Origin of the sequence: Qipengyuania gaetbuli (assembly GCF_020171365.1) — a bacterium.
GTDB lineage: Bacteria > Pseudomonadota > Alphaproteobacteria > Sphingomonadales > Sphingomonadaceae > Qipengyuania > Qipengyuania gaetbuli_B.
In genome coordinates this window covers 1,576,267-1,601,941 of the sequence record NZ_JAIUZO010000002.1, presented here as the reverse complement: position 1 = coordinate 1,601,941, position 25,675 = coordinate 1,576,267, and the positions used below count along the sequence as shown (strand labels likewise).

At 65.9% G+C, this 25,675-nt stretch carries 26 protein-coding genes; 11 read left to right on the top strand and 15 right to left on the bottom strand.

The window, feature by feature from the left end; all coding sequences use genetic code 11:
• Nucleotides 1–3 precede the first annotated feature (3 nt).
• Together LCL94_RS08465 and LCL94_RS08460 are read left to right on the top strand one after the other, a co-directional pair.
• Nucleotides 4–720, top strand: coding sequence for a prolyl hydroxylase family protein (locus LCL94_RS08465; protein ID WP_224831815.1), 717 nt, complete (start codon nt 4–6; stop codon nt 718–720).
• Between the two features lie 143 nt (nt 721–863).
• A complete protein-coding gene (locus LCL94_RS08460) occupies nt 864–1,142 on the top strand; it encodes a hypothetical protein (protein ID WP_224831814.1) in 279 nt (92 codons plus the stop codon).
• A gap of 161 nt (nt 1,143–1,303) precedes the next feature.
• Here LCL94_RS08460 and LCL94_RS08455 read toward each other — a convergent pair whose 3' ends face one another.
• The 4 genes from LCL94_RS08455 to ruvA form a co-directional block, all read right to left on the bottom strand.
• Nucleotides 1,304–2,407 (bottom strand): MYXO-CTERM sorting domain-containing protein, encoded by a 1,104-nt coding sequence (locus tag LCL94_RS08455; protein WP_224831813.1) that lies wholly within the window; start codon nt 2,405–2,407, stop codon nt 1,304–1,306.
• Between the two features lie 196 nt (nt 2,408–2,603).
• Nucleotides 2,604–3,632, bottom strand: a complete 1,029-nt coding sequence (gene ruvB, locus LCL94_RS08450; RefSeq protein ID WP_224831812.1) for a Holliday junction branch migration DNA helicase RuvB — start codon at nt 3,630–3,632, stop codon at nt 2,604–2,606.
• A gap of 1 nt (nt 3,633) precedes the next feature.
• On the bottom strand, nt 3,634–4,149 hold the full coding sequence (locus tag LCL94_RS08445) for a DsrE family protein (RefSeq protein WP_224831811.1): 516 nt from the start codon (nt 4,147–4,149) through the stop codon (nt 3,634–3,636).
• Nucleotides 4,150–4,160: 11 nt separating this feature from the next.
• Nucleotides 4,161–4,763, bottom strand: coding sequence for a Holliday junction branch migration protein RuvA (ruvA, locus tag LCL94_RS08440; RefSeq protein ID WP_224831810.1), 603 nt, complete (start codon nt 4,761–4,763; stop codon nt 4,161–4,163).
• Nucleotides 4,764–4,879: 116 nt separating this feature from the next.
• Between ruvA and aroC the strand changes: the two genes are divergently transcribed.
• The gene (gene aroC / locus LCL94_RS08435; RefSeq protein WP_224831809.1) at nt 4,880–5,950 is read left to right on the top strand and encodes a chorismate synthase; all 1,071 of its coding nucleotides are present in this window, start codon (nt 4,880–4,882) and stop codon (nt 5,948–5,950) included.
• Between the two features lies 1 nt (nt 5,951).
• On the opposite strand, the gene LCL94_RS08430 is transcribed toward aroC, so the two are convergent.
• A complete protein-coding gene (locus LCL94_RS08430) occupies nt 5,952–6,734 on the bottom strand; it encodes an energy transducer TonB (protein ID WP_224831808.1) in 783 nt (260 codons plus the stop codon).
• Nucleotides 6,735–6,958: 224 nt separating this feature from the next.
• On the opposite strand from LCL94_RS08430, the gene ahpC reads away from it, so the two are divergent.
• The 4 genes from ahpC to LCL94_RS08410 all read left to right on the top strand — a co-directional run bounded on the left by ahpC (nt 6,959) and on the right by LCL94_RS08410 (nt 12,386).
• Nucleotides 6,959–7,525 carry an alkyl hydroperoxide reductase subunit C gene (gene ahpC / locus LCL94_RS08425; RefSeq protein ID WP_160608860.1) on the top strand — a complete coding sequence of 189 codons (567 nt, stop codon included), beginning with the start codon at nt 6,959–6,961 and terminating at the stop codon, nt 7,523–7,525.
• Nucleotides 7,526–7,673: 148 nt separating this feature from the next.
• Nucleotides 7,674–9,263: an alkyl hydroperoxide reductase subunit F gene (ahpF, locus tag LCL94_RS08420; RefSeq protein WP_224831807.1), complete on the top strand. Its 1,590-nt coding sequence runs from the start codon at nt 7,674–7,676 to the stop codon at nt 9,261–9,263.
• A 201-nt stretch (nt 9,264–9,464) separates the two neighbouring features.
• Nucleotides 9,465–11,669 (top strand): catalase/peroxidase HPI, encoded by a 2,205-nt coding sequence (gene katG / locus LCL94_RS08415; RefSeq protein ID WP_224831806.1) that lies wholly within the window; start codon nt 9,465–9,467, stop codon nt 11,667–11,669.
• A 102-nt stretch (nt 11,670–11,771) separates the two neighbouring features.
• The gene (locus LCL94_RS08410; RefSeq protein ID WP_224831805.1) at nt 11,772–12,386 is read left to right on the top strand and encodes a Pr6Pr family membrane protein; all 615 of its coding nucleotides are present in this window, start codon (nt 11,772–11,774) and stop codon (nt 12,384–12,386) included.
• On the opposite strand, the gene LCL94_RS08405 is transcribed toward LCL94_RS08410, so the two are convergent.
• The 3 genes from LCL94_RS08405 to LCL94_RS08395 are packed head-to-tail and all read right to left on the bottom strand — an operon-like array spanning nt 12,370 to nt 14,809.
• A complete protein-coding gene (locus tag LCL94_RS08405; protein WP_224831804.1) occupies nt 12,370–12,927 on the bottom strand; it encodes a Smr/MutS family protein in 558 nt (185 codons plus the stop codon). The genes LCL94_RS08410 and LCL94_RS08405 overlap by 17 nt on opposite strands.
• Nucleotides 12,924–14,111, bottom strand: a complete 1,188-nt coding sequence (locus LCL94_RS08400; protein ID WP_224831803.1) for a murein transglycosylase A — start codon at nt 14,109–14,111, stop codon at nt 12,924–12,926. The genes LCL94_RS08405 and LCL94_RS08400 overlap by 4 nt, the downstream gene beginning before the upstream one ends.
• A 26-nt stretch (nt 14,112–14,137) precedes the next feature.
• Complete coding sequence (locus LCL94_RS08395) at nt 14,138–14,809, bottom strand: Tim44/TimA family putative adaptor protein (RefSeq protein ID WP_224831802.1); 672 nt, start codon at nt 14,807–14,809, stop codon at nt 14,138–14,140.
• 266 nt (nt 14,810–15,075) lie between these two features.
• Here LCL94_RS08395 and secB point away from each other — a divergent pair, with 266 nt between their 5' ends.
• Genes secB through trpS form a run of 3 tightly spaced genes read left to right on the top strand, consistent with a single transcriptional unit; the run spans nt 15,076 to nt 18,227 of the window.
• Nucleotides 15,076–15,606 (top strand): protein-export chaperone SecB, encoded by a 531-nt coding sequence (gene secB / locus LCL94_RS08390; RefSeq protein ID WP_224831801.1) that lies wholly within the window; start codon nt 15,076–15,078, stop codon nt 15,604–15,606.
• A gap of 29 nt (nt 15,607–15,635) precedes the next feature.
• Nucleotides 15,636–17,204, top strand: a complete 1,569-nt coding sequence (gene murJ / locus LCL94_RS08385; protein WP_224831800.1) for a murein biosynthesis integral membrane protein MurJ — start codon at nt 15,636–15,638, stop codon at nt 17,202–17,204.
• Between the two features lie 6 nt (nt 17,205–17,210).
• Nucleotides 17,211–18,227: a tryptophan--tRNA ligase gene (gene trpS / locus LCL94_RS08380; RefSeq protein WP_224831799.1), complete on the top strand. Its 1,017-nt coding sequence runs from the start codon at nt 17,211–17,213 to the stop codon at nt 18,225–18,227.
• A gap of 1 nt (nt 18,228) precedes the next feature.
• Here the strand turns inward: trpS and LCL94_RS08375 are convergent, their stop codons facing one another.
• From LCL94_RS08375 to LCL94_RS08360, 4 genes are all read right to left on the bottom strand, one after another.
• The gene (locus LCL94_RS08375) at nt 18,229–18,576 is read right to left on the bottom strand and encodes a heavy metal-binding domain-containing protein (protein WP_224831798.1); all 348 of its coding nucleotides are present in this window, start codon (nt 18,574–18,576) and stop codon (nt 18,229–18,231) included.
• A gap of 10 nt (nt 18,577–18,586) precedes the next feature.
• On the bottom strand, nt 18,587–18,838 hold the full coding sequence (locus LCL94_RS08370) for a hypothetical protein (RefSeq protein ID WP_160608849.1): 252 nt from the start codon (nt 18,836–18,838) through the stop codon (nt 18,587–18,589).
• A gap of 60 nt (nt 18,839–18,898) precedes the next feature.
• Nucleotides 18,899–19,135, bottom strand: coding sequence for a DUF2312 domain-containing protein (locus LCL94_RS08365; RefSeq protein ID WP_160608848.1), 237 nt, complete (start codon nt 19,133–19,135; stop codon nt 18,899–18,901).
• 83 nt (nt 19,136–19,218) lie between these two features.
• Nucleotides 19,219–19,533, bottom strand: coding sequence for a DUF1244 domain-containing protein (locus LCL94_RS08360; protein WP_224831797.1), 315 nt, complete (start codon nt 19,531–19,533; stop codon nt 19,219–19,221).
• 46 nt (nt 19,534–19,579) lie between these two features.
• Between LCL94_RS08360 and pyk the strand changes: the two genes are divergently transcribed.
• Entirely contained in the window at nt 19,580–21,067 is a 1,488-nt protein-coding gene (gene pyk, locus LCL94_RS08355; RefSeq protein WP_224831796.1) for a pyruvate kinase, read from the top strand.
• Nucleotides 21,068–21,082: 15 nt separating this feature from the next.
• Here pyk and LCL94_RS08350 read toward each other — a convergent pair whose 3' ends face one another.
• From LCL94_RS08350 to LCL94_RS08340, 3 genes are all read right to left on the bottom strand, one after another.
• Nucleotides 21,083–21,718, bottom strand: a complete 636-nt coding sequence (locus LCL94_RS08350) for a hypothetical protein (RefSeq protein ID WP_224831795.1) — start codon at nt 21,716–21,718, stop codon at nt 21,083–21,085.
• Nucleotides 21,719–21,828: 110 nt separating this feature from the next.
• Nucleotides 21,829–23,175 (bottom strand): glutamate--tRNA ligase, encoded by a 1,347-nt coding sequence (gltX, locus tag LCL94_RS08345; protein ID WP_224831794.1) that lies wholly within the window; start codon nt 23,173–23,175, stop codon nt 21,829–21,831.
• Between the two features lie 128 nt (nt 23,176–23,303).
• Nucleotides 23,304–25,646: a putative bifunctional diguanylate cyclase/phosphodiesterase gene (locus LCL94_RS08340; RefSeq protein ID WP_224831793.1), complete on the bottom strand. Its 2,343-nt coding sequence runs from the start codon at nt 25,644–25,646 to the stop codon at nt 23,304–23,306.
• Nucleotides 25,647–25,675: the final 29 nt, after the last annotated feature.

Sequence of the window (25,675 nt, the reverse complement as noted above, 5' to 3'; positions counted from 1 at the left end):
GGCGTGACGCTGCTCGGCCGCCTGTCGGGACTGCTGCGCCCGCGCCCGGTCGATCCCAAGGCCGACCCGCAAGTCCTTTCCGCCATCGGCTCTAGTGTCCGCGAACGGCTGCGCGCCGACCCGCGCGCGCAGGAGCGTGGGGGCACCAAGGCCGACCTGTTCCTGCTGCCCGGCTTCCTGGCGGCTGAAGAATGCGAACGACTGATCGCCATCATCGAAAGCCGCATCCAGCCCTCGAAGCTGTTCAACGAACGCAAGGTGCCGAACGCGCGCACCAGCTCGACGCATTTCTTTGCGCAGGAAGCGCCCGAAACGCTCGCGCTCGGGCGCAAGATCGACGAAGTCACCGGCATTGCTCGCAGCCATGCGGAAACCATCCAGGGCCAGCGTTACCGCGTGGGCGAGGAATACCGCCACCACCGCGACTACTTCCGCGAGGAACGCGACCACTGGCAGAACGAACGGCGGCGCGGCGGACAACGCAGCTGGACCGCGATGGTCTATCTCAACGCTGTGGAAGCGGGCGGGGAGACCGAATTTCCCGAACTCGGTCTCACCGTCACGCCCGAACCCGGCCTGCTCATTGCATGGGACAACATGGACCGCAGCGGGCGACCCAACCGCAATACGCGCCACGCCGCCTTGCCCGTCATCAGCGGGGAGAAATACGTGATCACCCAGTGGTACCGGCAGGAAGAATGGAGCCGCAATTACCGCTGAAAAACCAGCCTGCAGGACTACGACCGGCCGAGCCTGTTCGACGAGCGGCTTTGCCATCCAGTCATGCTACGTGCATAATACTGCTCTATCTCCATGAATGTTGAGACAGATTTGGCCGTCCGATTGGCCCGGAAGGAAGAAACATGAAGAAGACCGCAATGGCCCTCGCCGCAACGCTGCTGCTGGCCCCCGCCGCTTTTGCGCAGGATGCAGAACCCGCTGCCGGCGACACGGCCGCAACCACCTCCGCAAAGAGCGGCGATGAAGAACGCGTCATTTGCAGGCGCACGTCGATCGTCGGATCGAAGTTCAAGAAGAAGATGTGCGGCACCCAGGCCGATTGGGATCGGATGGCGCAAAACGCCAAGGACGCTACGCGCGAGTTCCAGACGCGCGGCCGGGGCGTCGAACCGGGTAACTGATCCTGCTCGTATTCAGGTTCGAAAGGGCGCCGCCTTCGGGCCGGCGCCCTTTTTTCATGTCCAACGGAGGTTCGTGACCTGCCAAGAAAAAGCCCGCCGCGGCACGTGTGCCGGGCGGGCTAGAGGCCGGGCCGGACAAACCGGCCCTGCGGTGTTCGAATTCAGGCCTTCGCGCCTTTCGCGCCGCGCACCAGTCGCAGGCGTCGCCGCCCGAGGATAGCGGCCGCGCCCAGCCCGAACAGCGCCATCATCGGCGGCGCCGGCACTTCCGTACCACTGCTCGTGCTCGACGGCGGCGGCGGAGGCGGCGGAGGCGGAGGAGGCGGAGGAGGGGGCGGCGGCGGTTCGCCACCGGTCGTCGTGCCGCCGGATGTCGAAGTGCTGGTGCTCGTGCTGGTCGAGGAACTCGTGCTCGAGCTCAGGTCCCCGCTGGTCGAGGTCGAGCTTGTGATATCGCCCGAAGTCGAGGTGGACGTCGAGCTGGAAGTCGAGGTCGAGCTGCTCACATCGCCCGAAGTCGAGGACGAGGTCGACGTCGAGCTCGACACGTCGCCCGAGGTCGAGCTGGACGTGGAGCTGGTGACATCACCGGAGCTGGACGAGGTCGAGGTCGAGGAGACCTCGCCCGTCGAGCTGGAAACGCTGCCCGTGCTGGTCGAGGTGGACGTCGAGCTAGAGGTGCTGACCTCGCCCGTTGAGGTGCTGATCCCGCCGGTCGACGTGCTGGTCGAGCTGCCCCCGGTGCTGGTGCTGGTCGACGTGGTCACGGTAATCGGGGGCAGGTCGCCGCCCGTGGTGGTGGTCGAATTAACGACCACGCTGCCGCCGCTCGATCCGCCGCCGAAGAAACCGCCGAAGAAACCGCCGCCGAAGCCGCCACCGTACCCGCCGCCATAGCCGCCCTGGATCGAGCGCGAGCCACCGCCGCCCGACGGCGGGGCCGCCTGCGGCAGCGGTGGCAGCGGCACGGGGGCCATTACCACTCGCTGCACCGGCGGGCAGACGTTGTTGGGATCATAGGCCGCTTCGGGCGAATCGGCGGGAACGCATTCGAGCACGCGCTGCGGAATGGTGCGCGCGGCGCGGACCGGCGGCTTGGCCCGCTTGATTGGGACCGGCTTCGCCTTCGCCTGCTTGATGCTCTTGGACTTGTAGCTCGGGGCATCGGTGATCGGGCGTTCGGCCACATGGACCGCGCCGCCAGCGACGAGCGCACCGCCGGCGGCGATGGCTGACAATTTGGCAAGCGCTGCTTTGACCGACATATGATGCACTTCCTGCTGCGCGGGGGGCTACCCCGCATCGATCGGAAAAGCCGGATTTTCGCGAATCCCCCGACCGACGAATTTACACGTCCTTATGAGGCCACAAAACTAAATTTTCCTGACCGGCGCGAGCGTTGCGCAACGCCTGTCCCGCTATGGGACCGGAAATTCGCGGGATGTTACCGGGCGATTCAGCCTATTTGTCGAACATGTCCGACTGCCCCGCCGCGCGCGGCGCGCTCATGCCGAGATGCTGCCAGCCGCCGTCGTTGAGCATTCGCCCGCGCGCGGTACGGGCAATCAGGCCCAGCTGGATGAGATAGGGCTCGATCACCTCTTCCACCGTGTCGCGTGGTTCGCTGAGGCCCGCTGCCAGCGTCTCCACGCCCACAGGACCACCCTTGTAAGTTGTGGCGATCATGGTGAGATAGCGGCGGTCCATGGCATCGAGCCCGAGGCTGTCGACCTCGAGCCGGGTCAGCGCCTCGTCAGCGACCCTGGTGGTCACCACCGCTTCGCCGAGCACGCTCGCAAAGTCGCGTACGCGGCGCATCAGGCGGCCTGCGACACGCGGCGTGCCGCGCGAACGGCGGGCGATCTCGCGTGCGCCGCCCTCGTCGATGCCCATGCCGAGCAGGCCCGCGCCGCGAGTGACGACCTTTAGCAGCTCGTCCTCGGTGTAGAAATTGAGCCGCACCGGGATGCCGAAACGGTCGCGCAGCGGCGTGGTCAGCAGCCCCTGCCGCGTGGTCGCCCCGACCAGCGTGAAGGGCGGCAAGTCGATCCGCACGCTGCGCGCCGACGGCCCCTCGCCGATGATGATGTCGAGCGCGCGGTCCTCCATCGCGGGATAGAGCACTTCCTCGACCACCGGATTCAATCGGTGGATCTCGTCGATGAAGAGGACGTCGTTGGGTTCAAGGTTGGTGAGCAGCGCGGCGAGGTCGCCCGCCTTGGCGATCACCGGCCCGGAAGTGGCCCGAAAGCCGACGCCGAGTTCCTTCGAAACGATCTGCGCCAGCGTGGTCTTGCCGAGACCCGGAGGCCCGAAGAACAACACATGGTCCATCGCCTCGCCGCGGTTCTTGGCAGCCTCGATGAAAACGCGAAGGTTCTCGCGCGCCGCCATCTGCCCGACGAATTCGGACAGGCTCTTTGGCCGCAGCGCAGCATCCGGGTCTTCCGGCTGCCGCTCGGGCGAATGGAGGGGAACGGGTTCGGTCATCTCAAAACGGGTTCACCGTATAGCCGCGCTGCTGCAGCAATGCGTGAGCCGTCATGGCGGAGAGCGCCATTTCAACGCCCGGCAGCAGGTCCTCCTGCTTCACGCCATAGGCCGCCACGCTCTGGCCGCAGACGATGAAGCGCACGCCCTCGCCGAGCATGACCTGCACCATGTCGGCAGAGGTGTTGTCGGGCTTGGCGAGCAAATCCATCACCGCCTTGCCGTGGACAACCACCGCGATGCGGATGTTGTCTTCCGGCACGCCGTGCGCGACGTGCATGTTGATGAAGCGCGCCGCGCTTTCGAAGCCCCGGTTAACCGTGCCCTCGTCCGCCGGCTTCGACACGTCGAAAGCGATGGCAAACTCGGTATCGGCAGGCACCTGCCCGATCCCCGCGACCGGCGCGTGGGGGCCGAATTGCGGGAAGACGGGGCCGGGTTTGAAGGCGCTCATGTCCTGTGCCGAAGCGCCGGTCGCCATCAGCGCGGCTGCTGCAAATGCTATCGTGATACGCATGGTCATTCCCCTTATCCCGCTGCCCGCTTCAGGGCGACGCGGATGAGGTCGCCCTCGCTTGCGCCTTCTCCCAGTTCTCCCTGCGCCGCTGCGACCGCGCGGGCCGCCACGGCAGGCTTGAAACCGAGGTTTTCGAGCGCGCTCACCGCATCGGCGCTGGCCCCGCCTGCCGGGGTCGCTGCCATCGCCGCGCCGCCGCCCGAGGAGGGCAGCGCGCCCGCCTTGTCCTTCAGTTCGTTGACGATGCGCCCAGCCAGTTTCGGCCCGACCCCGTTCGCGCGGGCGACCGTCGCCGCATCGCCGCTGGCGCAGGCCTGCTGCACCTCTGCGGTCGAGAGCGCGGACAGGATCGCGAGAGCCACCTTGCTGCCCACGCCCTGCACCTGCGTGAGCAGGCGGAACCAGTCGCGCTCCGCCGCTTCGGCGAACCCGAGCAGCCGCATGTCGTTTTCCGACACTTGCAGGTCGGTATAGAGCGTGCAGGCCTCGCCCTTCTCGCCCAGCGCGGCGAGCGTCTTGGTCGAACAGTGGACGAGATAGCCGACGCCCGCGACGTCGATCACCGCCCAGTCGGCACCGGTATCGTCGAGCAGGCCCTTGAGCTTCGCAATCATAAGTCTCTTTCCGCGCCACGCTTCCCTGCATGAGCGCGTTTTGTTCTTGCCCCCCAAGAAGGATTTGGTCCAGCACGAATGGACACGCGCCCACAGTTGCGACAGGAAGGCTCACCATGAGCTGGAACACTTTCGGACGCGTGCTGCGCTTCACCACCTGGGGGGAAAGCCATGGCCCCGCCATCGGCGCGGTCGTCGACGGGTGCCCGCCGGGCATCACGCTGGCCGAGGGCGACCTCCAGCCCTTCCTCGATGCGAGGAAGCCCGGACAGAACAAGTTCACCACCCAGCGCAAGGAGGCGGACGAGGTCCGCATCCTGTCGGGCGTGTTCGAAGGCAAGACCACGGGCACGCCGATCAGCCTGCTGATCGAGAACACCGACCAGCGCTCGAAAGACTATTCCGAGATCGCGAACACATATCGCCCCGGTCATGCCGACTATGCCTATGACGCGAAATACGGTTTCCGCGACTATCGCGGCGGCGGACGGTCCAGCGCGCGCGAGACGGCGATGCGCGTGGCGGCAGGCGCGGTGGCGCGAAAGGTGATCCCCGAAGTCGCAATCATCGCTTACGTCGCCGAAATCGGCGGCGACGGGATCGATCCAGCGAATTTCGACGCTGCCGAGATCGGCCGCAATCCCTTCTGGTGCCCCGATGCAGCCGCCGCCAAGCGCTGGGAAGCGCTGGTCGACGAGGCACGGAAGGCCGGCTCGTCGCTCGGCGCGGTGGTCGAATGCGTCGCCACCGGCGTTCCGGCGGGCTGGGGCGCGCCGATCTATGCCAAGCTCGACAGCGACCTTGCCGCAGGGATGATGAGCATCAATGCAGTGAAGGGCGTGGAGATCGGCGACGGCTTCGAAGCAGCGCGCCTGACGGGCGAGCAGAACGCCGATGCCATGTCGCCGGGCGAAGACGGCCCCGAATTCGCTGCCAACCATGCCGGCGGCATCGCGGGCGGCATCTCCACCGGCCAACCGGTGGTCTGCCGCGTCGCCTTCAAGCCCACGAGTTCGATCCTCACCCCTGTCGCCAGTATCGACCGGCAGGGCGAAGCGACGCAGGTGCGTACCAAGGGCCGCCACGATCCTTGCGTCGGCATTCGCGGGACCCCTGTTGTGGAGGCGATGATGGCGCTGGTGCTGGCGGACCACAAGCTGCTCCACCGCGGACAGACGGGCCGTTGACCTAGGGCTTCTTGCCTCCGGGCGGAGGCTTGAAATGCGCGTTCAGAATGATCCGCTCGCCATAGATGCGCGTCCCGTTGCGCTCGCGCAGTTGCAGGCGATAAACGCCCTCTGCCTGCAAGGCCGCCTCGCCGAAGCCGTAATTGGCAGGCGCTTCTCCCAGCAGGCGGCAATCGCGCACCCGGTCGCGGCGGATGATCTCGCAATCGAGGCGGGCGACGCCTGCAATCCGTTCGGACTTGGCCGCGTCGGGATAATAGCGGTGCAACCGCTCGAACCGCATCGACGGGGCCCAGCTCAACCGGACCAGCCGCTTGGGCGCGGCCGCCTCGCCGCCACCGCCCTTGCCGCTGCCTACGCCCGACCCCGTTCCCGTTCCGATGCCGCCCAGCCCGGTTCCGCCCGGCCCGGTTATGGCGGAAGGCGGCACAAGGGCGAGATCAGGCCGCTCGACAGCGACCATCACCGGCTCCGGCTCCGTCAGGACGATCGGGGCCAGCGGCAGGCTGCGCGCTACTTCGGGGGCAGGTGCGCCGCCCGCGATGTCCGGCTCTGCCGCAGGCGGATCGGGCACCGGCGGCGGCGGTTCGGGCGCAGCTTTGGGTAGCAGGATCACCGGCAGCGGCTGCGGCGGTTCGGGTACCGCGGCGCGCATCTGGAGGGCAATCAGCAGGAGCGCGAATTGCGAGATCGTCAGGCCGGCCGCAATGCCGGCGCTGCGCCAGTCGAGGCGCCTGTTTCCTGCCGCGGAGCGCGGGGATCGGTCTGCGAGGACAGCTCCCATCCCCTTCACCTAGCACGAAAATCAGGATTTCGCGAACCGGCCTCCCACACCCCTCTCTTGCGTCAGGCGCAACGAAATCGCGCGACAGTTGCACTTATCGAAAGTTCCAATCGATTGATTGATTATTTCGATGCTCGCAATCGCACAAAATCACTTTTGTGCATCGCAGCGAACCCTATCTGGAGGGCACGAATTTCAACCCGAACATACGGAGAATAACAACCATGGGTATCATCGGAAGCCAGATCAAACCGTTCAAGGCCACCGCCTTCCAGGCCGGCAAGGACTTCTACGACGTCACCGACGAAGACGTGCGCGGCAAGTGGGCCGTGTTCTTCTTCTATCCGGCCGACTTCACCTTCGTCTGCCCGACCGAGCTCGAAGACCTCGGCGAGCATTACGAAATGCTCCAGAAGCTGGACGTCGAAGTCTACGGCGTGTCGACCGACACCCACTTCAGCCACAAGGCGTGGCACGACACCTCTGAGAAGATCGGCAAGCTGAACTTCCCGTTCCTGGGCGACCAGAACCACGAGCTGGCCAAGAACTTCGACGTGCTGCGCGAAGGCGTCGGCCTGGCCGATCGCGCCACCTTCGTCGTCGATCCGGACGGCGTGATCCAGCTGGTCGAACAGACCTGCGAAGGCGTCGGCCGCAATGCCAACGAACTGGTCCGCAAGATCCGCGCCGCCCAGTACGTGCGCAACAACCCCGGCCAGGTCTGCCCGGCAGCCTGGGAAGAAGGCAGCGAAACGCTGGCTCCCTCGCTCGACCTCGTCGGCAAGATCTAAGCGCGACAAGACTGGCGGCGCCCATCTTCTCCGGGCGTCGCCCAAGAGCCCGAGCCTGACTGGACTCGGGTCGCTGGAAGGCCCGGGGCACTTGCCTCCCCCCCCGCCCCGGGCCTTTTCCCATTTCCCATCCCTTCGGAGACTTTGCATGCTCGACACCGCGATGAAGCAGCAGCTTTCGACCTATCTCGCCAATCTGCGCGAGCCGATCGAACTCGTCGCCTCGCTGGGCGATGACGCCAAATCCGCGCAGACGCGCGAACTGCTGGAGGAAATCGCCGCGCTGCACGATCTCGTGAGCGCAAGCTTCGACGGGACCGACGCGAGGAAGCCCAGCTTCGTTATCCGCCGCGCCAGCGATGCGGAAAAGTGGGTGCGCTTCGCGGGCCTGCCGATGGGTCACGAGTTCACCAGCCTCGTCCTCGCCCTGCTGTGGGCCGGCGGCCACCCGCCCAAGGTCGATGCCGACCTCATCGAACAGGTCCGCGGCCTCGAGGGCGATTACAATTTCGAGATGTACTTCTCGCTGTCCTGCCACAACTGCCCCGACGTGGTGCAGGCGCTGACGCTGATGGCGCTGGAAAACCCGCGCATCACCGCCACGCTGATCGAAGGCGGCACGCACAAGGACGAGGTCGAGGCACGCGAAATCATGGCGGTGCCCGCGACCTTCCTCAACGGTGAGCCCTTCTACAACGGCAAGATGGAACTGGCCGAAATTCTCGCCAAGCTGGATACCGGCAGCGAGGAAAAGGCGGCTGAGAAGCTGGCGGCCAAGGACCCGTTCGAAGTGCTCGTTATCGGCGGCGGCCCGGCAGGCGCTGCGACCGCCATCTACACCGCGCGCAAGGGCTTTCGCACCGGCATCGCGGCGGAACGCTTCGGCGGCCAGTTGCACGATACGCTCGGCATCGAGAACCTGCCCGGCACGCCTTATACCGAAGGGCCGAAGCTGGCTGGTGAACTGAAGCGCCACGTGGGCGAATACGACATCGACCTGATGGATCTCGCCAAGGCCGTGAAGCTCGTCCCCGCCACCAAGGAAGGCGGCCTCCACACGGTCGAACTGGGCAATGGCGCAAGCCTCAAGGCCCGCAGCCTGATCCTTGCGACGGGTGCCCGCTGGCGCAATCTCGGCGTGCCGGGCGAGGCGGAATACCGCAACAAGGGCGTCGCCTATTGCCCGCACTGCGACGGTCCGCTGTTCAAGGGCAAGCGCATCGCGGTGATCGGCGGCGGCAATTCCGGCGTCGAGGCGGCTATCGACCTCGCAAAGATCGTCGGCCACGTCACACTGATCGAATATGACGAGAAGCTGCGCGCCGACGAGGTGCTGCAGGCCAAGCTGCGCAGCCTCCCCAACGTGGAGATCGTCACCAGCGGCCAGACGACCGAGATCACCGGCGAGAACGGCAAGGTGAACGGCCTCGTCCTCAAGGACCGCAAGTCGGGTTCCGAACGCCGCATCACGCTCGAAGGCGTGTTCGTCCAGATCGGCCTCGTGCCCAACACCGAATGGCTGCAGGGCTCGGGCCTCGAACTGACCAAATTCGGCGAGATCGTCACCGACGAGGAAGGCCGCACCAATGTGCCCGGCATCTTCGGTGCAGGCGATGTGACCGACGTGCCTTACAAGCAGATCGTCGTCGCCATGGGCGAAGGGTCGAAAGCGGGCCTGTCCGCCTTCGATTACCTGATCCGTACAGAGCCGGTGGAGGGCATCGCCCAGGCCGCCTGAAATTGATCCAGATCAGTCACGAAAGCGTCGTCATTCCAGCGGGATGGCGGCGCTTTTCGCATCTGGGGCACGCATCACCGCTAAATCGCTTATGGCAATCAATTTGAACCGTTTAATCGATTGGACGAATTAACGGGCGCCGTTCATCGTCCTTCGGTTCTCGGGCGGGAGACCGAGTCTTTTTTCGAAGGAGAGAGTTCAATGGACGCCAAGACCGGAGATATCAGCGGTTGTCCTTTCCACGGCAACGCCGGCACACGCTCGCTGTTCGGCCGTACCAACCGCGACTGGTGGCCCGACCAGCTCGACCTTGAGATCCTGACCGAAGGCGGCCGCGCGGCCGACCCGATGGGCGAGGATTTCGACTATTGCGAAGCCTTCAACGCGCTCGATTACAACGCGCTCAAGAAGGACCTCACCGCCCTCATGACCGACAGCCAGCCCTGGTGGCCGGCTGACTATGGTCACTACGGCCCCTTCTTCATCCGCATGGCCTGGCACGCAGCCGGTACCTATCGCACGGGCGATGGCCGTGGCGGCGGCGGCAGCGGCCAGCAGCGCTTCGCTCCGCTCAACAGCTGGCCGGACAACGGCAACCTCGACAAGGCCCGCCGCCTGCTGTGGCCGATCAAGCAGAAGTACGGCAAGCACATCAGCTGGGCCGACCTGTTCATCCTCACCGGCAACGTCGCCATTGAATCGATGGGTGGCCCCGTCTTCGGCTTCGGCGGCGGCCGCAAGGACGTGTACGATCCGGAAACCGTCTATTGGGGCACGGAAGAACAGTGGGTCGACACCGGTGCGGAAACCCGCATCCTGCCCGACGAGGGCAAGGCGCTCGAAAACCCGCTGGCAGCGATCCAGATGGGCCTCATCTACGTCAATCCCGAAGGTCCGGGCGGCAATCCCAACGACTGGGAAGGCATGGCGCGCGACATGAAGGAAACCTTCGCGCGCATGGCCATGAACGACGAGGAAACCGTTGCGCTGACCGCCGGTGGCCACGCTTTCGGCAAGGCCCACGGTGCCAAGCCTTCGGACACGTTCTCGGGCGCGCCGGAAGGCGAAACCCTGCACCGCATGGGCTTCGGCTGGCTGACCGATCCGGAAGAAATCGAGAAGGGCCACATCACCACCTCGGGTATCGAAGGTGCCTGGACGCCGAACCCGACGCAGTGGGGTGGCGACTACTTCCGCTTGCTGTTCAAGTACGATTACGAGCTCGTCCAGAGTCCGGCCGGCGCGAACCAGTGGCAGCCGATCAATCCCGATCCGGAAGACATGGCACCCGATGCGCGGGACCCGAGCAAGAAGGTCCCGACCATGATGACCACCGCCGACATGGCGCTGAAGCGCGACCCGGATTATCGCAAGATTTCCGAGCGCTTCCGCGACGACCAGGCGGCGTTGGACGATGCCTTCGCCCGCGCATGGTTCAAGCTGTGCCACCGCGACATGGGTCCCAAGGTCCGTTACCTCGGCCCGGAAGTCCCGGCTGAAGACCTGATCTGGCAGGACCCCGTCCCCGCCGGCAAGCAGGCCTCGGACGCTGCAGTTGCCGACTTCAAGGCCAAGGTCCTCGCCAGCGGCCTGTCGGTTGCCGAACTCGTCAAGACGGCCTGGGCCTCGGCCTCGACCTACCGCAATTCGGACCACCGCGGCGGCGCCAACGGTGCCCGCATCCGCCTCTCGCCGATGAAGGACTGGAAGGCGAACGAGCCCGACAAGCTGGCCAAGGTCCTTGCCAAGCTCGACGAGCTGCGCGGTGACCTCTCGATGGCCGATGCCATCGTGATCGCCGGTTCGGCTGCGGTCGAGAAGGCGGCCAAGGATGCCGGTTTCGACGTCTCGGTCCCGGTCACAACTGGTCGCGGCGATGCAAGCCAGGAGCAGACCGACGCCGAGAGCTTCGAGCCGCTCGAACCCTTCGCCGATGGCTTCCGCAACTACCTCAAGACCAAGGCTTCGGTGAAGACCGAGGACATGCTGGTCGACAAGGCACACCTTCTCGGCCTCTCGATCCCCGAGATGACCGTGCTGGTCGGCGGGCTGCGCGCGATGGGCGCGGTCTATGGCGACAAGCCGCTCGGCGTTCTCACCGACACCCCGGGCAAGCTCGACAATTCCTTCTTCGTGAAGCTGCTCGAAATGGGCACGGTGTGGGAAGTGGTCGACGAGAGCGGCGACGAGGAATTCGTCGGTCGCTGCCGCCTGAAGGGTGCCGAAAAATGGCGCGCCACGCGCACCGACCTCGTCTTCGGCTCGAACTCGCGCCTGCGCGCAGTGGCCGAAGTCTATGCCGAGAACGGTAACGAGGAGAAGTTCGTGCGCGACTTCGTCAAGGCCTGGACCAAGGTCATGGACGCGGACCGCTTCGACCTCACCTACGCCAAGTACCACAAATAAGGGTCATACCCAAGCCCACTGGGCCGCAGAAGAAGCCCCCGGCAGCGATGTCGGGGGCTTTTTCGTGCTTTACTGCACGCCGCCACCCGCTACGCAACGGGCATGAGCATCGCATTTTCGCAACGGGCCCGCGTTCTCGCCGGCATCATTTCGCTGGCAGCCTTCATCGGCCTCGCGGTCCAGTCCACGCTCAATCTCGAACGGGACGGCAGCCCGCTCGTCTCCTTCGCCCTGCTGCTGCGTTTCTTCACGATCTGGAGCAATCTGGCAGCCGCCGTGCTGTTCGCCTGGATCGCAGCGAAGGGATCGATCCACCGCGCCGTGCCTTTTGCGCTTGCGACCGCCATCACGATCGTGGCCATCGTCTATCACACTCTGCTGGCGGCAGATCACTACCCGGTCGGGCTGGACTGGTATACCAACCAGATGCACCACACGATCATTCCCGCCGCGACGGTCGGCTGGTGGCTGGCCTTCACCCGTCCGGTCAACAATGGCTGGAAGGACCTGCCGCTGGTGATGATCGCACCGGTGGCCTACACCGTCTTCGCGCTCGTCTATGGCGAGATGAGCGGCTTCTACGCCTATTTCTTCCTCGACGTGCCGCAGTACGGATATGGCCGGGTCTTCGCGAATATCGCGGGGCTTGCGCTGGTGTTCATGTTGTTCGGCGCGCTGCTGCTCGGTCTGCGCCGGCTCGTCAGCGCTCGCGCCTGAGCACGATGTAGAGCGCGCCGTCCCCGCCATGGCGCTGGTGCGCGCGGCGCACGGCAGCGATGGCGGAATGGTGGCTTGAGGCCGCCAGCCAGTCCAGCACCTTGGCCCTGATGGCACCGCGCCGTTCCGCCCGGTCGGCAGGCGCGACGGGCCGCGGCTTGCCAGTAATGAGCAGCACCGTGCGCGCACCCATGGCCCGGGCCTGCGCGATGCCGCTCATCAGCCGGTCGTAGGCCGCATCGAGCCCGTGGTCGTGCAGGTCGAGCGTCACATCGGGCTGGATCGAGCCCGATTTGAGCCTGCGGTCCCAATGGGAATCGAGCGAATTTGTCTGCGGAGGCGGAGGTGGTGACGGTGCCTGCTTCGGCGGCGCTGCCGCCTTGCGGACCTTCGGCAGGGGCTTGGGCGGAGCAGGCGCGGGAACGGCAGCCGGTGCAGGCGCCGCAGCCCGCTTTACAGGCGGGTGCAGCGGATCGACCGTCGCCGCGACCTTTTCCCAGGCCGCCGCTTCTTCTGCCGTCAGGCCACGCGGCGCGCTCACGGTTTGAGACGCGCGAGCGTTCCCTTGGGCAGGAGGATATAGGCCTTGCCGCGCCCGCTCATGCCGCCGGCGATCTCGCGTGCATCGGCGCCGTTGCCCCAGAACGTATCGAAGCGGTTGGCGCCCTTGATCGCACCGCCCGTGTCCTGCGCCACCCAAAGCCCGTCGGCCACGTCGCGGTCGAGATCGAGCCAGACGGGCGCGCCATAGGGCACGAACTTGGGGTCCACAGCCACGCTGTCGCCCCGACGCACCGGCACTTCGAGCGAGCCGAGCGGCCCATCGGTCGTCAGCTCGCGGAAGAAGATCCAGCTCTTGTTGAGGTTCATCAGCGCCTGGCCCTCTGCAGGGTTGTCGCGGATGTGCTGGATGATGCCCTGCATCGAGCCGGGATACTGGCCGGGCCCGTCGCCGATCAGTCCGCGTTCGCGCATGACCGAGCCGACACCGACATATTCGCGCCCGTTCTGCCCGGCATAGCCGATGCGCATGACGCTGCCGTCGGGCTGGCGCAGCAGGCCCGAGCCCTGGATCTGGAGGAAGAAGAATTCGACCGGATCGGCGGCCCAGGCAATCACCGGCACCTTGCCTTCGAGCGCGCCTGCGACGATTTCGGCCCGCTCGAAATAGGGGACGAACTTGCCGCTCTCGTCATACCGGCCGAGCGGAGGGCGACCGGTCCGTTCGGCTTCGGGCGTGTTTTCGGGCCATGCACGCACGAGGTCGGTGGGCATGGCATAGACCGGCACGTCATATCCCGGCGCGCGGGTACGACTGCCGAGGATTTCAGGCTCGAAATAGCCGGTGGCGAAGGCCTTGCCCTCGCCCACGACGGCGGTTTCGAACTGGCTGGTGAAGAACAGGCGCGGCTCGCTCGACCAGTTGGTCGCGGCAAGGCACGGGCCCTGCCAGTCGAGCCGGCTGGTCAGACCGCTCGCATCGTCGCGGAACAGGATCTTGTCGCACGAGGCGCGAAATGCGGACAGCGCCGCGGCGGCATCCTGCGAGCCAATCGGCAAGCTGGCGATGTCGGGCCCGGCGGTCAGCCCTGCCGACAGGGCATTGTCGGCCAGCGTCGCGGGCGGCGGCGGGACCACGCCCGTGTCCATCGGCGGCCTTGCATCGGGAACCACTGCACAGGCGGACAGCAGCAAAGCCGCCCCTGCTATGAGCGCGCTTCGCATCCATCGGTCTCCTGTCCTGGCGGTGATCAGTCCTGGTCGGTTTCGTCGAGGACCCAGTTCGGGTCCATCGCGTCGACATGGCGGCGGAAGGTCCAGATGTCCCGGCTTTCCACGGCATCGTCGAGCGAGCCTGCCACCACGGTGCCGTCCTTGTCGCGGGTCACGGCCGCGATATCGGCGACGAAGCGCACGGCGATGCGCGCATCCTTGCCCGCGAGTTCGGCCGAATGGACAGTCGCATCCTCGATCCGGATCAGGCGGTTGTCGAGCGTTTCGCCCGCAGCTTCGCGCGCGTCGATAGCGGCAGCGAAGCTGGCGTAGACATCGTCGTCGGTCAGTTCTCGCAGGGTCTCGCGGTCGCCGTTCCAGAAGGCTTCGAGGATCATCGCATAGGCCGCCTTCGCCCCTTCGAGGAAAGACAGCAGGTCGAACCGCGAATCGGACGCGGCGATCGCGCGGATCGCGGTTTCGTTGGCGCTGGTGGCATTGTCCACGCTGCGCAGCGTCACGGTCGGGCGGGCGGCAGGAATCGCGTCGGGGCTGCCAGCGACGGGGGGGGGCGGCGCATTCTGTTCGCGCGGGCCGTAGCTGCGGCGGATCGGGTCCTCTTCCTGCTCCGACCGCTGGCCGAGCACCGAATAGAGGCGCAGGCCGAGAAAGGCGGCGATGGCGGCAAGGATGACGATCTCGTAGATCACTGGCGGAATTCCGTTCTAGTCGACTTGGCAAATCTGCGGGGGGAGGCAGGTTAGCGGCCCTGTCTCCCTACTGCCCTAGATAGGGACCAATTACAAACGCACAATGGGCGCTGCCGGGTCCCTACGCCCCTTTCGCGGACCGGACCGTCGCCTTCCTCGCGCATTGCCCCGCGCCCTGCACGGTGCTAGGCGCGCGCCCTGAAATGCGGGGCGCGTGCGCGTCCGGCGACCGATCCCGAATTGCCAGTCTAGAGAAAGCTTGCCCGATGGCCGATGAAAACGACGTACTGACCGATCTCAACGCGGACCCTGCAGCCGGTGCCAACGGCGCGGACAACCGCCCCACGGTCGGCGTCCTCAACCAGTATGTGAAGGACCTCTCGGTCGAGAACCCGAATGCGCCGGCTGCCTACCAGTGGACGGAACAGCCGCGCATCGACGTGCAGGTCAACATCGCGGCCAACAAGATCACCGACGAAGTGCACGAAGTCGAACTGAAGATGACCGTGCGCGCCGATGCGGACCAGGGCGCGATGTACATCGTCGAGCTGGCCTATTGCGGCCTCGTCGGCATCCGCAACGTTCCCGAAGAACACGCGCACGCTTTCCTGTTCGCGGAAACGCCGCGCCTGCTCTTCCCCTTTGCCCGCGGCATCATCGCCGAAGCCGTGCGCGACCTCGGCTACCCGCCGCTGATGCTCGATCCGATGGATTTCGGCACGCTTTACCAGCAGCAGCTGCAGGCTCGTGCCGCGCAGCAGGCGCAGGGCACCCCGGCTCCGACCGGGAACGCCTGAGGCCCCGGAGGGCTGATGGAGGCTCGCCCATGAGCCTGCTCAAGCACGTCGGCACGATCGGCTCGCTCACCATGGTGAGCCGCATCGCCGGAATGGCGCGCGAGATGATCTTCTCGCGCGTCCTCGGCGCGAATGCGGTGACCGATGCCTGGTTCCAGGCCTTCATCATTCCCAACGTCTTCCGCCGCCTGTTCGCGGAAGGCGCATTCTCGGCCGCCTTCGTGCCGATGTTCTCCAAGCGGCTCCACGGCGATGGCGGGCTGGAAGACGCGCGCAGCTTCTCCGCCGACGTGCTCAGCGTTTTCCTGCCGGTGCTGATCGCGCTGTGCATCGTCTTCGAACTGGCGATGCCGGGCGTGATATGGGTGCTGGCGGACAAGCCGGTCGATCCGGGCGAATTCGGCCTCGCGGTCGATTTTGCACGGATCATGTTCCCCTACATCGTGCTGGTCAGCCTGGTGACGCTGTTCACCGGCATGCTCAATTCGGTCTCGCGCTTTGCGCCGGGTGCCAGCTTTCCGATCATCCTCAACATCGTGCTGATCGCAGCCTTGCTGACCGGCGAAAGGTGGATGGAGGCGGGCGCAAGCCTGGAACAGGTCACTTACGGCATCGCCTGGGCGGTGACCGCAGGCGGCGTGATACAGCTGCTCTGGCTGCTCTACTGGGTGCGGGTCGAGGGCTTCCGTCCCAAGCTCCTGTGGCCGCGCATCACGCCCGAGGTGAAGCGCCTGTCGATCATCGCCCTGCCCGCCGCGATCGGCGGCGGCGCCTACCAGATCAACACCCTGGTCCAGCTCTACTTCCTCAACCAGCTCGAAAGCGGGTCGGTGAGCTACATGAACTATGCCGATCGGCTGAACCAGCTGCCGCTCGGCATCATCGGCATCGCCCTGTCGACCGCCATCCTGCCGACGCTGTCGAAGTTCGTGGGCGGCAACAACAAGGAAGGCGCGGACCGCATCCAGTCGGACGCGATCGAGCTGTCGATGCTGCTGACCATTCCGGCAGCCGTGGCGATGGCGATCTGCGCGACCCCGTTCATCACCATGATCTTCCAGGGCGGCCGCTTCGACCTGGCCGATGCGGCGGTCACGGGCGAGGTGCTGGCCGCGCTCGTCCTCGGCCTGCCCGCCTATGTGCTGGTGAAGGTGCTGGTGCCCAATTTCTACGCCCGGTCGGACACCAAGACGCCGGTCTATGCCGCCTTCATATCGCTCGCGGTATTCGTCGGCTTCAACATCGCCTTCCTCCAGCGGTTCGGCGTGGTCGGGGTCGCCTATGGCAGCGTCATCGGCGCCTGGATCAACGTGGGGTACCTCTACCTCGTGCTGCTCAAGCGCGGGTATTACGCGATTCCGCTGTCACTAGTCGGGCGGGTCGGGCGGCAGTTGCTGGCTGCGGGAGCCATGGGCGCGGCCTTGTGGTTCGCGCGCGATTTGCTAACCGGCTGGTATTCGGCCGGCCTGTTCGAACGGCTGGGCGCACTCATCGTCCTCGTCGCCTGTTCGGCGGTGGTCTATTTCGGGGTGGCGTTCGCAGTCGGCGCCATCGACCGGCAGCGCATCGCTGCCCTCACCAGGAAGAAAGCTTCGTAACCCGTCATGCGCGTTGTTTCCGGCATCCAGCCCACCGGCAATCTCCACCTCGGCAACTACCTGGGGGCGATCCGCAACTGGGTGCGCATGCAGGACGAGATGGGCGACGGTCACCAGTGCCTGTTCTTCCTGGCCGACCTGCACGCGATCTCGATGCCGCACGATCCGGCCGAATTGCGCAAGGGCACGCTGGAAATGGCCGCCGCGCTGGTCGCCTGCGGGATCGACCCGCAGCGCAGCGTCCTGTTCAACCAGGCACAGGTCCCGCAGCACGCGGAACTGCAATGGCTGCTTGGCGGCACGGCGCGCATGGGCTGGCTCAACCGCATGACGCAGTGGAAGGACAAGGCGGGCAAGAACCGCGAAGGCCAGTCGGTCGCGCTGTTCACCTACCCCGTCCTGCAGGCTGCCGACGTGCTGCTCTACCAGGCGACCCACGTGCCGGTGGGCGAAGACCAGAAGCAGCATCTCGAACTGGCGCGCGACATCGCGCAGAAGTTCAACAACGACTTCGCGTCCGAGGAAGCGCCGGTCTTCACCCTGCCCGATCCGATCGTGCCGCCGCAGGCTGCGCGCATCATGAGCCTGCGCAACGGCGCGGCCAAGATGAGCAAGTCGGACCCTTCCGACATGAGCCGCATCAACCTCGCCGACGATCCGGACGAGGTGATGAAGAAGATCAAGAAGGCCAAGACCGACCCCGAGCCCTTGCCGAGCGAGGAAAAGGGTCTGGAAGACCGCCCCGAGGCGCTGAACCTCGTGACGATCTATGCCGCGCTGACCGACGGCAGCGTCGAAGGCGTGCTGAAGGATTTCGGCGGCGAAGGCTTTGGCAAGTTCAAGCCTGCGCTGGGCGAACTGCTGGTGGAAACGCTGCGCCCGATCTCGGCGCGGTTCACCGAGCTGCTCGAAGACCGCGAGGCACTGGACGCGATCCTCGCACGCGGCGCGGCGCAGGCACGCGAGATCGCCGTGCCCACGCTCGATGCCACCTACGAGGCGCTCGGCCTCGTGCGCGGCTAGGTCAGACCTTCACCGCAGTGCCGCTGGCGCTGACCATCAGCATCGAACCGGTGTCGCCGATCACTTCGTAATCGAGGTCGATGCCGACCACCGCATTGCCGCCGCGCGTGGCCGCTTCGGCCTGCAGTTCCTCGATCGCCTGGTTGCGCGCATCGGCAAGGATGCGCTCGTAGCTGCCCGAACGCCCGCCGACGATGTCGCGGATATTGGCGAACAGGTCGCGGAAGATGTTGGCGCCTACGATCACCTCGCCGGTGACGATGCCCAGGTATTCCTGGATCGGCCGGCCTTCGATCGTGGGGGTGGTGGTGACGATGACGCCGCGGGCGTCTTTCCAGGGTCCTGCCATGGCTGCTCTCCTACTTGCGCTTCGGGAATGATGCGCGAAGGAAGGTCGCAAGGAAACCCAGCATCGCGCCGAGCTGCCATGCCGGAATCGCCTCGCCGAAGATCAGCGTGGTCAGCCGGTCGAAAACCTGCGGGAAAATGAGCCCGCCGGCCCAGCCGGCCGCAGCGCCGAACAGCATCGCAACCAGCGATACGATGGCGATGAAGACCGGCCCCAGCAGGACCAGCCCGACCAGTCCTGCCCCGCGATTTACTTCCGACATGCCGCTCTCCTTGTTGATTTGGTGTATTACTTCACCAATACGCAAGGAAAGTCAAGCAAATCAACCCATTCCGAGCGCGGCCTTGTAGGTATCGAGGATCGTTTCCTGCTCGCTGCGCTCGTCCGGCTTCATTTTGCGAAGCTTGATGATCTGGCGCATGATCTTGGTGTCGTAGCCCACCGCCTTGGATTCGGCGTAGACGTCGCGAATATCGTCGGCGATGCCCTTCTTCTCTTCTTCGAGGCGTTCGATGCGCTCGATGAGAAGGCGCAGGCGGTCGTCGGTGGCTTCGGCCATGTGAAGGTAACTCCGGTGATCTTGAGAATCGGTTGGCCGGTGCGAATAGCCACCCAGCCGCGCGGGGTGAAGGCGGCGACTCGCTACTCCACGCGATTTTTCGCGATACTGGCTTCCATGCGCTCCAGTTGCTCCGGCGTGGCAGGAGACTGGCGGGTCGCCTTCCACTGGTCCTGCGGCATTCCGTGCACCAGTTCGCGCGCCTGCGCCTTGTCGCCTTCGTAACCGGCATCGATGATCCAGTCGGCAAGGCAGTTGCGGCAGAAACCGGCCAGCCCCATCAGGTCGATGTTCTGGGCATCGTGGCGGTGCTGCAGGTGGCGGACCAGCCGCCGGAAAGCTGCTGCCGCTACGTCATCGGGCAGTCGGTCGAGCGGGTCGGGTGCATTCGTAACCATGTCATCGTCCTTGAAATGTCGCACCGCCCTGCCATAGCGCTGGTTCATGGCAAAGCCCGACAAAGAGCGCGAAGGCGCACCCAAGCTCGATCCCCGTGGCCGCAAGGTCAAGATTCTCGCGACCGTGGGTCCGGCCAGCCGATCTCCCGAAATGCTCGCCCGCCTGTTCAAGGCCGGGGTCGACGCCTTCCGCGTCAACATGAGCCATGGGGAGCACGAGACCCATGCCGAAACGATCGCCGCGATCCGCGCGCTGGAGAAGCAGTTCCACCGCCCCATCGCCATCCTGGCCGATTTGCAGGGTCCGAAGCTGCGCGTGGGCAAGTTCAAGGACGGCAAGGCGGTCATCCGCCATTCGGGCCATTTCACGCTCGACCGCAATCCCGAGCCGGGCGACGAAACCCGCGTCGAATTGCCGCATCCCGAACTGTTCGGCCTGCTCGAAAAGGGCCAGCGCCTGCTCATCAACGACGGCAAGATCCGCCTGCGCGTGATCCGAGCCGACGAGAACGAGATCCTCTGTTCGGCAGAGGTCGGCGGCGTCATTTCCGACCGCAAGGGCGTCAACGTGCCCGATGCCGAAGTACCGATCCCCGCACTGACCGACAAGGACCGCAAGGACCTCGCCTTTGCCATGCAACAGGGCGTCGACTGGATCGGCCTCAGCTTCGTGCAGCGCCCCGAAGACCTTGCCGAGGCCCGCAAGCTGATGGGCGGCTATGGCGCGCTGTGCGCCAAGATCGAAAAGCCCATGGCGGTCCGCCGCCTCGACGAGATCATCGAACTGTCTGACGGCATCATGGTCGCCCGCGGCGACCTGGGCGTGGAGCTGGAGCCGCAGGAAGTCCCGCCGCTGCAGAAGCAGATCGTCAACAAGGCGCGCACTGCCGGCAAGCCGGTGATCGTCGCCACCCAGATGCTTGAAAGCATGATCGAGAGCCCCGCGCCGACCCGCGCCGAGGTCTCCGACGTCGCCAATGCCGTCTACGACGGTGCCGATGCCGTCATGCTGTCGGCCGAAACCGCCGCCGGCGACTGGCCGGAAGAGGCCGTCACCATCATGCACCGCATCGCCCACCAGGTGGAACGGGACGAGGCTTACCTGCCCCGCGTGCGCTTCCTCGACACGCCGCCTGACAAGACCACCGCCGACGCGCTGGCCCATGCCTGCATGACCGTGGCCGACACCGTTTCGATCGCCGCGATCACTGTCTTCACCGGATCGGGCAGCACCGCCCGCCGCGTGGCGCGCGAACGCCCGAGCGTGCCGATGCTGGTCCTCACGCCCAGCATGAAGACCGCGCGCCGTCTCGCCCTGCTGTGGGGCGCGCACGCCGTGGCCACCAAGGACATCGGCAGCTTCGAAGAGATGATCGCCAAGGGCAAGCGCATGGCGCTGCGCCACGGCTTTGCCGGAGCTGGCAGCAAGCTGGTCGCGCTCGCAGGCGTTCCCTTCGGCACGCCCGGCTCGACCAATCTCATGCACGTCGTCACCGTCAGCGGCGACGAGCTGGAGAAATACGAAGGTAGGTGATCGGCCGCGGCTGTCTCAGCCGTAGGGCAACCTCACATCCCAGCGTAGCGCTTCGACACCGCCCGCATCGAGTGCATCCGCGGCGCGTGCGACGAGGAGCGATTCGTCGGCGATATCCTCGATCGCGTTCTCTTTCTCGCCCGGGAAATACATCTGCGTGGTCAGGCGCGCCTGCCGGCTCTTGATGTCGAAATGGATGTGCCGGGGCCGCGGGGTGCCGCCGAAGGCATAGATGCCGGGGCGGATCGTGCGGAAGCGGTAGCGCCCTTGCGCATCGGTCACCAGCACGGCCGAGCCCTGGAAATAGGGGTCGAGCGGCAGTTCCTCGCGCTGGTCGCCGCCATGCATGTACCGGCCCACCGCATTGGCTTGCCACAGGTCCAGCGTCACGCCCGCGAGCGGCGAGCCGTCGTGGTTGGTCACCACCCCGAAGACATCGAGCAGGTCGCCCTGCGCCGTCCCGTGGACGCCCTGCACATGGGTCAGGTCGGAATCCTGGTCGAGCGGCCTTGCAGTCGGATAGAAGGGGCCGAGCTGCTGCGGCGGGGTCGATTTGCCGAGGACTTCGAGCAGGTCCTGTCCGGCAGCAGGAGCCGCGATGGTGGCAGCGCCCCCTGCGACGATGAAATTACGGCGTGAAAATGCAGGCATAGTCTCCCTCCCTAGAAGAGCTGCGCACCCTGCGACCGTAATTGGCTTGTTATCGGGCCACGCTAGAGCGCGGTCCAGTCCGGCACAAGTCCGCTAGAACTCGAATGGGCCTAGGCCGAGGCGCGCCCCAGCCGCGCGCGCGCCTCCGCCTCGCCGATCAGCGGCAGCAATTCCGCCATGTCGGGGCCGTGGTCCATGCCGGTCAGCGCCTGTCGCAGCGGCAGGAAGAGCGGCTTGCCCTTGCGCCCCGTCGCCTCCTTCAGCGCATTGGTGAGCGCGTGCCAGGGATCGTCGCCCCACGCGAGCAGGCGCGCAGCCTCTGCAAGGTAAGCGCGGTCGTCATCGGCAAAGTCCGGCTGAGCGATCGGGCCGGTCACAAGCCGCCACCAGTCGGCCGCCTCGTGCACGTGCGAAAGGTTCGGCCGGATGGCATGCCAGCCGGCCTCGTCGATGCCTTCGGGCAGGCGATGCCCGACGGATGCAAAATCCATCTGGTGGACCAGCGCGGCATTGATCCGCTCCAGTTCCGCATCGTCGAATTTCGCGGGCGCCCGGCCGAAGGTGGACAGGTCAAAGCTCTCGACCAGCACGCTGCGCTCGGCGATCGGTTCGACCGGCTGGCTGGTGCCGAGACGGGCGAGCAGCGCCACCAGGGCCTGCGGCTCGACGCCTTTCTCGCGGAAGGCATCGCAGCCCAGCGAACCGAGGCGCTTCGACAGCTTACCCTCGCGCCCGACCAGCAATGCCTCATGCGCGAAACGCGGCATTTTTGCTGCAGCATATTGTGCAGCAATCAGTGCGGTAAACATCTGAATTTGAACGGCAGTATTGCTGACGTGGTCTTCGCCGCGCAGCACGTCGGTGACGCCCATGTCGAGATCGTCGACCGCGCTCGGTAGCATGTAGAGCCAGCTACCGTCGGCGCGCCGGATGACCGGATCGGAGAGCTGGGCAGCATCGAATTTCTGCGCCCCGCGCACGCCGTCATCCCAGGTGATCGGCTCGCCATGGTCGAGCTTGAAACGCCAGTGCGGGGCGATGCCTTCCGCTTCCTTCGCCGCACGTTCGTCCTGCGTGAGCTTGAGCGCGCCGCGGTCGTAGATCGGCGGCAGGCCGCGGCCCAGCTGGATCTTGCGCTTGAGTTCGAGTTCCTGCGCGGTCTCGTAGGCGGGATAGACCCGGCCTGCGGCCTTCAGCGCCTCGAATGCCGCATCGTACTTGGCGAGGCGCAGCGACTGGCGCTCCTCGCCATCGGGTTCGAGGCCAAGCCAGGCGAGATCGGCGCGGATCGCCTCGACATATTCCTCGCGGCTGCGCTCTGCATCGGTATCGTCGATGCGCAGCATGAAACGCCCGCCGGCCTTTCGCGCGAGCATCCAGTTATGGAGCGCGGTGCGGATATTGCCGACATGCAGGCGCCCGGTCGGAGACGGCGCGAAACGCGTGATCGTGGTCATGGCCGCGCCGATAGCGCAGCGCGCGGCCTATTGCGAGAAGAGCGTGACCGAATGTCCGCCGCCGCGCAGTTCCATCTGATTGGCGGGAGTTCGGCGCAGCTCCTCTGTCCTTCGCATAAACCCAATCCTCACGCGGCCTGGCCTCCGCGGCGCTTCAGGGCTGCCTTGCGTGCGGCGCGGTAATCGATGACCGCCTTGTCGACCGGCGGGCCGATCTTCGCCCCGTGCTCCGGGTCTTCCTGCGCCAGCGTTTCGGCCAGCATCGGCTTGCAGATGAGGAAGCCCTGCGCTTCCTTCACGCCGAGCTTGCGCAAGAGGTCGAGCTGGGCGCGGTCCTCGATCCCTTCGGCGGTGGTCTCCATGTCCATCGCCTCGGCAAGGCGCGTAATGGTCGAGATGATCGCCTGGCTGCCGAGATCATGCGTCACGTCGCGCACGAAGGCGCGGTCGATCTTGATCCGGTTGAAGGGGAAGCGGCGCAGGTAGGCGAGCGAGGAATAGCCGGTCCCGAAATCGTCGAGCGCGATGCGCACGCCCAGTTCGCGCAGGGCCAGCAGCGTCTCGCGATTGGCATCGCTGGTATCCATGAGCACGTGCTCGGTGATTTCCAGCTCGACCCGTTCGGGCGGGAAGTCCGTGGCACGCAAGGCCTGCGACACGGCGGCGACGAGTTTCGCATCGGCGACCTGGGTGGTCGACAAGTTGATCGCGATGCGGAAATCGCCGTCCCAGCCGACCGTCTCTTCCAACGCTCGGCGGATGACCCATTCGCCGATGGACGTGATCAGCCCGGTATCCTCTGCCACGGGCAGGAAGTCTGCCGGCCCCAGCACGCCGCGGGTCGGGTGGTACCAGCGCAGCAGCGCCTCGTAGCCCGTGGTCTGGCCGGTATCGAGTTCGATGATCGGCTGGAAATGCAGACGCATCTGGTCGCGCGCTAGCGCTTCGCGCAGGTCAGCCTCGATATCGCGCCGCTCGCGCGCTTCCTGGTCGAGACGCGGCTCGAACAGGGCCAGATTGTCGCGCCCCTTGTTCTTGGCCGCATACAGCGCAAGGTCCGCGCGGCGCATCAGTTCCTCGGCGTCGCAATCGCCTTCGAGACAGCGCGCCACGCCCACGCTGGTGGAGACGCGGTAGCTCTGCCCGTCGATCTCGTAGGGCGCACGCACGACCGACAGGAAGCGGTGCGCCCGTTCGATCAGCAGGCCGTCACCTGCACGCGTTTCGAGCAGCACGGCAAATTCGTCCCCGCCGAGCCGGGCGACGAGATCCTGCTGGCGGACTTCGCCGGCAAGCCTCTCGCCGACCTCGCGCAGCAGGCGATCGCCGACAAGGTGGCCGCGCGTGTCGTTGATCGCCTTGAAATCATCGAGGTCGAGATAGAATAGCGCGATGTTCGCCCCGCGCGACCGATTGTCTCCCAGCAGTTCGCGCAACCGCTCGTTGAAAAGGTAGCGGTTCGCGAGGTTCGTGAGATTGTCGTAATGCGCCATGAAAGTGACGCGCTGTTCGATCAGCCGCGCTGCCGTGACGTCGCGGGCTATCCCGCTCATCGTGCCGTCCATTCGCGGGCGGCCCGACAATTGCCAGAAGCGGCGTTCGCCCTCGACCGCAATGGTCACGGGCAGGTCGCGGAATGCGCGCTGTTCGACGAGGTAGCGCGACAGGCTCTCCCGCTCTTCCCCCGGCTCCACGAGATCGAGCAGCGACATTCCCTCGAGGGCCTCCCCGTCAAGGCCCAGGACCTTGGCGAAGCGTTCGCTCACTTCGCGAAGGCGCGCATCGCCATCGACGATCCACAGCGAGTCGGTCGACTGTTCTTCGTAGTCGTCGAGCAGCATGGCGACGGTCGCGGCTGCATCCTCGCGTTCGATATCGCCGACAACTGCCGCCTCGAAAGCGGCATCCATGCGTCCGACCGCCCGCCACAGGGTCAGGCCGTAGACCAGCAGCAAAGCCGCCACGGGCGCCGCTTCGATGCCGATGGCGAGCCAGGCCGCGGCCAGCAGCCCGCCCAGCAGCATGAGGATATGGACATAGCCGGCCTGCGGTGCCGCGCGGTGGATGAGCAGCACGCCGACCATCATCGCGGTACCGACGACCGCCAGCGTCGCGATTTCCAGCCCCTGTGCAATCAGGGCAAGGAGCACGAAACCGACCGCCCAGACCACGCTGGACGCCATCATCGCCGCGGTCACGCGACGGTAATCGCGGCGCAACGAGGCAGAATCGCCGATCTCGGGATCGAGCGAGGCGAAATAGAACGCCCTGAGGCAGAACAGGCCGATGGCCACGCCCGCCCAGGTCAGGATCGGCACCTCCAACTTGGCTTCGTCGAAAGCGATGACGAGCACGAAAATGGAAGCGATGGCCGAAAGGGTCGCAAGCGTATTGCCCGCGGTTACGGCCCGCAGGCGCCGCACCAACAGCAGGCGGCGCACCTCTTCGCTTTTCGCGCTCGGTCTTCCCATGCGGCCCCCGGTTGTGCGCAGGATCGCGC